Origin of the sequence: Mesorhizobium sp. M7A.F.Ca.CA.002.05.1.1 (assembly GCF_003998335.1) — a bacterium.
Classification (GTDB): Bacteria; Pseudomonadota; Alphaproteobacteria; order Rhizobiales; family Rhizobiaceae; genus Mesorhizobium.
The window spans coordinates 1-4918 of the sequence record NZ_RZQI01000434.1; the positions used below are offsets into that span (position 1 = coordinate 1).

General features: G+C 61.9%; 7 protein-coding genes and 1 pseudogene. 6 read left to right on the forward strand and 2 right to left on the reverse strand.

The window, feature by feature from the left end; all coding sequences use genetic code 11:
• The 4 genes and pseudogenes from EN939_RS20770 to EN939_RS20785 all read left to right on the forward strand — a co-directional run.
• Positions 1 to 446, forward strand: a pseudogene (locus EN939_RS20770) (tryptophan--tRNA ligase); the annotation flags it as partial.
• A gap of 92 nt (positions 447 to 538) precedes the next feature.
• On the forward strand, positions 539 to 1030 hold the full coding sequence (locus tag EN939_RS20775; protein WP_013528063.1) for a universal stress protein: 492 nt from the start codon (positions 539 to 541) through the stop codon (positions 1028 to 1030).
• Positions 1031 to 1186: 156 nt separating this feature from the next.
• Positions 1187 to 1756, forward strand: coding sequence for a NifU family protein (locus EN939_RS20780; RefSeq protein WP_023811631.1), 570 nt, complete (start codon positions 1187 to 1189; stop codon positions 1754 to 1756).
• An 81-nt stretch (positions 1757 to 1837) separates the two neighbouring features.
• Positions 1838 to 2164: an NIPSNAP family protein gene (locus EN939_RS20785; RefSeq protein WP_127269475.1), complete on the forward strand. Its 327-nt coding sequence runs from the start codon at positions 1838 to 1840 to the stop codon at positions 2162 to 2164.
• A gap of 111 nt (positions 2165 to 2275) precedes the next feature.
• Here the strand turns inward: EN939_RS20785 and EN939_RS20790 are convergent, their stop codons facing one another.
• Positions 2276 to 2893, reverse strand: a complete 618-nt coding sequence (locus EN939_RS20790) for a L,D-transpeptidase (protein ID WP_127269476.1) — start codon at positions 2891 to 2893, stop codon at positions 2276 to 2278.
• 226 nt (positions 2894 to 3119) lie between these two features.
• Between EN939_RS20790 and cueR the strand changes: the two genes are divergently transcribed.
• Together cueR and EN939_RS20800 are read left to right on the forward strand one after the other, a co-directional pair.
• The gene (cueR, locus tag EN939_RS20795) at positions 3120 to 3542 is read left to right on the forward strand and encodes a Cu(I)-responsive transcriptional regulator (protein ID WP_127269477.1); all 423 of its coding nucleotides are present in this window, start codon (positions 3120 to 3122) and stop codon (positions 3540 to 3542) included.
• Positions 3543 to 3600: 58 nt separating this feature from the next.
• Positions 3601 to 4032, forward strand: a complete 432-nt coding sequence (locus EN939_RS20800; RefSeq protein WP_127269478.1) for an OsmC family protein — start codon at positions 3601 to 3603, stop codon at positions 4030 to 4032.
• Positions 4033 to 4178: 146 nt separating this feature from the next.
• On the opposite strand, the gene EN939_RS38580 is transcribed toward EN939_RS20800, so the two are convergent.
• Positions 4179 to 4544: a hypothetical protein gene (locus EN939_RS38580; protein ID WP_164752309.1), complete on the reverse strand. Its 366-nt coding sequence runs from the start codon at positions 4542 to 4544 to the stop codon at positions 4179 to 4181.
• Positions 4545 to 4918 lie beyond the last annotated feature (374 nt).

Genomic DNA, 4918 nt, shown 5'->3' on the forward strand with positions numbered 1-4918 from the left:
TCATGTCGCTGCGCGACGGCTCCAAGAAAATGTCCAAATCGGACCCGTCGGATTTGTCGCGCATCAACCTGACCGACGATGCCGACGACATCTCGAAGAAGATCCGCAAGGCCAAGACCGACCCGGAAGCGTTGCCGAGCGAGCTGGACGGCCTGGCCGGCCGGCCCGAGGCGGAGAACCTGGTCGGCATCTATGCGGGTCTCGCCGAGATATCGAAGGCGGATGTACTCAAGGAATTCGCCGGCCAGCAGTTTTCCGTGTTCAAGCCGGCCTTGGCCGATCTTGCAGTGGAAAAACTGGCGCCGATCGCCAGCGAGATGCGCCGCATTTCGGATGACCGCGCCTATGTCGACGCGGTGCTCAAGGATGGCGGCGAGCGCGCCGGCGTGCTGGCCGAAGCGACGATGAAGACGGTGCGCGACATTATCGGCCTGCTGCAGGGCTGATCGCGACATCGGGTGCACTGGCACAAGGCCGGCGGCTTGCCGCCGGTCCCCCGCAGTGGCAGATTGCGCCGCAAGACACCGAGTAGATAGACATGGTCTCCAAACGCCTCAGCCGCGAAGCCGGCCATCGCAGGAAATTCCTGACGATCATCGACGACACGCCGGAATGCGAGCGCGCCGTCGCCTACGCCTCGAAACGGGCGCAGAGCACCAGCGGCACGCTGGTGCTGCTCTATGTCATCGTGCCGGACGATTTCCAGCATTGGCTGGGTGTCGAGAAGATCATGCGCGAGGAAGCCAACGCCACGGCGCGCGCCGCGCTCGACAGCTATGCCAACAAGGTGCGCCAGAAGCTCGGCATCGAGCCCGAGATGGTGGTGCGCGAAGGCAAGCCGACGGAAGAGATCCACAAATTGATCGAGGAAGACCAGGACATCGCCATCCTGGTGCTGGCCGCCGGTGCGGGCAAGGAAGGCCCGGGGCCACTGGTCGGCGCCGTGGCCGGCAAGGGTGCCGCCTTCCCGATCCCGGTGACTGTCGTGCCGCAGAACCTGTCGGACGAGGAAATCGACAGCCTGGCCTGAGATTCTGCTCTTCAGGTGATGCCGGTCCGATGATGGGCGCGGAAAAACATTCCGCCAGCCAGCTGTTCCGACGATGCGTTTCGCTTGAATGTCCAGCCAATTGAGCCTATTTAGAATTGTTCCAAACTAGATGCCCAAACGGGCACGGAGACGGCCATGTTCATCCAGACCGAATCGACGCCAAACCCGGCGACGCTGAAATTCCTGCCCGGCAAGGAAGTGCTTCTGGAAGGCACCGCCGATTTCCGCGATGCCGACAGCGCCGCCGTTGCCTCGCCGCTGGCCGGCCGGCTGTTCGAAATTCCTGGCGTCACCGGCGTTTTCTTCGGCTATGACTTCATCACCGTGACCAAGGATGGCCCCGACTGGCAGCATTTGAAGCCGGCGATCCTCGGCGCCATCATGGAGCATTTCATGTCCGGCGCGCCCGTCATGGCCAAGGCCGGCCCGGCCGCCGAGACCAGCCAGACCGGTGAGTTCTACGACAAAGCCGACGAGGAGCTGGTCATCACCATCAAGGAACTGCTCGATACACGGGTGCGTCCGGCGGTCGCCCAGGATGGCGGCGACATCACCTTCCGCGGCTTCGAGAATGGCACGGTGTTCCTGCACATGAAGGGCGCATGCGCCGGCTGCCCGTCATCGACGGCGACGCTGAAGCACGGCATCCAGAACCTTCTGCGCCATTTCGTGCCGGAAGTGCAGCAGGTCGAACAGGTCTCCTGACGCCCCTTTGATGATTCTACCCCACTGACCATCTGGTCCGATTTCTTCGCTTCCGGCGCATCGATCAGAAGGAACTCCAAAGTGATCTACGAACTTCGGGTTTACCGGGCTTTGCCGGGACGCTTGCCGGCGCTTCTTGATCGCTTCGACAAGATCACCCTCAAATTATGGGAAAAGCACGGTATCCGCCAAGCGGGTTTCTTTACCACGCTGATCGGTGCTTCGAACAACGACCTGACCTACATGCTGGCATGGGAATCGCTGGCCGAACGCGAAGAGCGCTGGACGGCGTTCGTGAAGGACCCGGCCTGGACACAGGCGCGGGAAGATTCCGAGCGTGACGGCCAGATCACCGAGACAATCACCAACCAAATCTTGGCTCCCACCTCGTTCTCGGCGGTGTCCTGACCACCGAGCAGGCGTCGCATCGCGCAAACAACAAAAAACCGGGCCGAATTGCCCGGTTTTCTGCTTGGGACGTCCGTTGTTGCCTAGACGGTCCGCGTACGAAAACTGCCTCTAGAGAACGATGACCTTGGCGCCGACCGAGGCGCGGTCATAGAGGTCGATAATGTCCTGATTCATCAGGCGGATGCAGCCAGACGACATCGCCTTGCCGATCGAATTCCACTCCGGGCTGCCATGCAGGCGATAGCCTGAATCACCGCCCTTGTTGAACAGGTACATGGCGCGCGCGCCGAGCGGGTTCTTCAGGCCCGGCTGCATGCCGCCGGCAAACTTTTCCAATTCCGGCTGGCGCTGGATCATCTGCCTCGGCGGCGTCCAGGTCGGCCATTCGCGCTTGAGCGCAATGTGGGCGGTGCCATGCCACTCGAAGCCCTCGCGGCCGACGCCGATGCCGTAGCGAATGGCCCTTCCGTCGCCCTCGATGAAGTAGAGGAACTTGTTCTGCGTATCGACGATGATCGTGCCCGGCTTTTCCGGGCTGTCGTAGTTCACTTCCTGCCGATGGTACTTCATCGGCACTTTCTCGATCGGGATGCGCGGCAGCTGATAACCTGCGTCGGTGACCGCGCCGTAGTTGTTGGAGAATATCTGCGAGCCGATGGTGCTGCAACCGGCGATAGCAGTGGAGAGCGCCAGTGCGGCGATGATTGCAAACGACTTCATGCGCATCAGGTGATCCGGTGCCCCGCCCAACTTCGGCGGCACGAGTCGGCCGCTCTCTCATCATCATTCATGCTGGCATTTGCTTTGCTTGCCAAGCGCGCGATGCCTATATGCCTGCCTTGACGTACCGGTAAGCGTATCACTATGGCATTTTGGCAACAGGACTCACAGGATTGTGAAGCAAATTCAAGGGGCCTGCTCCATGGGCTCCTGGAAATCGAGGAGAACCGTCATGAATGTCGGTGACGCCGCCCACCGCTCCGGCCTGCCGGCCAAGACCATCCGCTACTATGAAGAGATCGGCCTGATCGCCCCGGCGCGCGCCGCCAACGGCTACCGCGATTATTCCGGAGACGACATCCACCGGCTGGCCTTCCTGCGCCGCGCGCGCAATCTCGGCTTTTCCATCGACGATTGCCGCCAGTTGATGGCGCTTTACCAGGATCGCAGCCGCGCCAGCCAGAACGTGCGCGAAATTGCCGCCGCCCATGTCACGGCGATCGAGGAGAAAGTGCGCGAGCTGCAGTCGATGCGCTCGACGCTGCAGAAACTGATCCATGCCTGCCACGGCGACGAAAGGCCGGATTGTCCGATCCTTGATGACATGGCGGGGGCGGCGTTGCCCAGCGACAAGGTCGCCTCTGCGCCTGCATAATGACTCTACGTCGACGAGGCCCGACGCCTGGTCGACTCCTGCCGGGAGGACATCCGCAATGGTCTCGATGACCGTCGAACTGCGCAATGTGGAGGACACGCAAGCCGCCATGGGCTGGGCCGGCGGCCACACGATCATCGTCGACCGGCCCGAAGGCAAGGCCGGCGGCATGGGCCTGTGCTTCAATGGCGGCCAACTGCTCGCCCTGGCGATCGGCGGCTGCTTCTGCAACGACCTTCGCTACGTCGCCGAGGAAATGGGTGTAACGCTCAACAAGATCGCGGTGACCGTCACGCTGAACCTCGAAGGCAAGCCTTTGCTCGCGACCTCGTCAATCATGAAGGTTTCATGCACGACACTGGACGGCTCCGACCCGGCGGAGATCATCACAAGGGCCGCGGCGATTTCCACGGTCAGCAACTCCCTGCGCCAGGGCGTGCCGGTGAGCATTGAAACGGACGCAACGGCGACCGGCTTGTCGGAGGAATGATCCCTGGGAACAGGCGCATTTGGCCGCGTGGATTGTCAGAGACCGCTAAAAAGATCCGCCGCCGGCACGGCAGGGGGATTGACCCAATTTTCTTCGGCATCTGGGCGCGTCAATCTGCCGCTCTATGTCTTCCCTTGTCGCAATGATCAACGATGGAGGTTGGCATGGATCGGCGATTGTTTCTGACTGGAATGCTTGGGCTTGCAGGGGCTGCGACCGTCGTCGCAATCGCGCGTCCTGCCACCGCCCTGGCCGGCATCCCTGATACGGGGCCCGGCATTCTCGATGAGCTCGACAAACCATCCGACGACATTCTCGGCCCGGATGGTCCCGATGTTCAGGACGGCGTCGAGTTCGTGCGGCACCGCAGATGGCACCGCCGCCGTCGCCGACGCGGGTGGAGGCGGGTTTGCCGTCGCTATTGGCGCAATGGTTCTTGGCGCCGCAGATGTTTCCGCAGATCCTTCTGGATCCACTTCTGACGGGATCACCAAACGCGAAGGCTCCGGCATCCGCCGGAGCCTTCGCTATCGCTGCGGGCTTGAATCCAATCGGCAAAAAAGGCCCGCCGCCCCTCGGCAGCGGGCAGGTCCTGGAGTGCCGGGGGATCAACCCGGCATGGGATCAACGAGCGGATCACCGGTTGGTTGCAGGGATCGGCCCGGTAGCCTTCCTTTGGGTGGACCGCCACCGGGCCTGACCGGAGCGGGGTGTATTGGGGGAGCCCCGGCTGCTTCCAAAATATCACCTTTCACTTAAATTAGCTTTAGCTAATTTACAGAAAGCCATGCGCCACCCGCAGATGGGTTGCGCCTTCACGGAAATGTCGAAGTGACGTCTCCCTGCTTATGCAATTCGACATTCGCGGAACTGAAGCGGTTGCATC